The sequence below is a fragment of the Acetobacter pomorum genome, assembly GCF_002738225.1.
Lineage (GTDB): Bacteria > Pseudomonadota > Alphaproteobacteria > Acetobacterales > Acetobacteraceae > Acetobacter > Acetobacter pomorum.
In genome coordinates this window covers 1-2129 of the sequence record NZ_PEBQ01000110.1, presented here as the reverse complement: position 1 = coordinate 2129, position 2129 = coordinate 1, and the positions used below count along the sequence as shown (strand labels likewise).

1 protein-coding gene is annotated in these 2129 nt (G+C 49.4%); it reads left to right on the top strand.

Going from position 1 to position 2129, the window contains the following annotated elements; translation table 11 throughout:
- On the top strand, nucleotides 1-2129 hold a 2129-nt coding region (locus tag CSR02_RS08410; RefSeq protein WP_208616821.1), incomplete at both ends, for a beta strand repeat-containing protein.

Genomic DNA, 2129 nt, shown 5'->3' with positions numbered 1-2129 from the left:
GATTTGACACTCGGCGGGACGATCGATGTCAACGCCGATCCCACCTCCGGCACTACACTCTCAGAAGGCGTATACCGTCTCTTTGATTACGCCGGCACCCTCAGCGGATCTACAGCTCTATCTTCCACTTTGCCTATCAATGTAGGCGATGCATCACAGATACAGACTTCCATTAGCGGGCAAGTGAATCTGGTTGTCTATGAAACAGCAGACAATCTCTGGAATGGAAGCACGACAACTGCTCCACAGGGTGTTCTAAATGGTGGTAGCGGCATATGGAACGCATCGAATACCAATTGGGCAGACGTTGCACTGCAGTCTGACCATTCTTGGGATCAGGGTGAAAACGCGGTTTTCTCAGGATCAGCCGGGACTGTAACAGTTGATGATAGTTTAGCGCAGATTTCTGTTGCTAGTATGGATTTCGAGAACAATGATGGGGCTCAGTATGTCATACAAGGTGACAAACTTCAGGTGTCGGGCAGCAGTCTGTCAGTTGGTGTCTCGGATGATAATTCCGCTGAAATTAATTCCGTCATAACTGAAGCTTCAGGCCGCCCTTCTACTCTAGTGAAAACAGGAGGAGGAACACTTACCCTTGGAGGGGATAATTCTTTCTCTGGGGGCACTGACATTCAGAATGGCACGATTATTCTAAGTGATCAGGATGGTCTTGGCACAGGCGGAGCTAATATTGAATCCGGTAGCCACCTCTCGGTAGTTCTTTCTGGAGGTGGGGCCATTTCAAACATCCTGTCTGGCGGTGGTGATCTCACTTTTGCTGGACAAGGGGTTACAACAATCAGTGGTGATGAGACCATCACTGGGCAAACTTCCATCAAGAGTGGCACACTTCTCCTTGGTTCTGGAGCCGGGCTTGAGGAGTCAAGTGATGTAGATGTTGCCTCCGGGGCATCACTCGACACTTCTGGAAACGATTTTTCCATAAAAAGCCTATCAGGTGAGGGTGAAGTCGAGAGCACAGGTCACAAACTTACTCTAACTTCAGCTTCTGGTGTTTTTTCCGGTAATTTAGTCGGGGATGGGGATCTCGCTATAGCGGCTGGTGAAGAGACCCTGCAGAATGTTTCTGGTGATATTTCAACACTCGAAGTGGGTTCGAGTGCCAAACTTAACATTGATTCATCAACTCTTGCGAATGCGAACCTAGAAACTGAAAGTGGTGCACAGGTTACTGTGGCCAGCACCGATCAGTTTGCAGGATTGTCGGGAAGTGGCGAAGTCCAACTGGATAATGCAAGCACGCTTAATCTTCTAGGCAAGAATGATGAGACTTTCTCTGGCCAGATTACTGGTTCAGGTGAATTGGTCATAGGGGATGGTGTAGACGTAGGGAGTCAAACCCTGACGGCTGGAAACGGTGAAGTTGCAAATGACTGGTCTGGCAGCATCGACATCAATCCTGAAGCATCTCTCATTGTAGACAATCCCACGGGCGGAGTTGCTGATATTCCATCCGGCATGTCCATAGAAGATAATGGCCTGCTGGAAGTTGTGAATGCTTCAAAAGATGGTCAGGAAACACTTGCTGCGCAGATCTCGGGCACAGGCACACTTGAGACTTCTGGGAATATCGATCTTACTGCAACAATCAATACGCTGGATGGTTCAAAACCCAATACAGGCGTGCCCTTAGGCACATCTTTGGTCGCTGAAAATGGGGTCGTAACAGGTGATACCAAAAGCCTGGGCACAGGCAACATTGTTCTTGATGGTGCCACACTTGATCTGAAACAGAACGAAAACGCCACTATTTCTAGAAATATTGGTGATCAAAGCAGTAGTTTAGGCCAAAGTGGGGATGGTTCTCTTATAAAGGATGGGGCAGGAGCCCTCACGTTGAGTGGTACCAACACTTATACAGGTAGCACGGATGTCACTTCTGGAGATCTGCTTGTAGATGGAGATAGCAGCGGAGCTACCGGTCAGGTCAACGTAGGGAATGGGGCAACCCTTGGCGGTACTGGCACGATAGGCGGTAATGTTGATATTGCTGGAGGAGCAACTCTTGCGGCTGGGGATGTCGGCCAGGTCGGTACTCTGACGATTGATGGTGGTTTGACGCTGGAAAGTGGCTCAACCACGGACTTTGACCTTGGCCAGGCCGG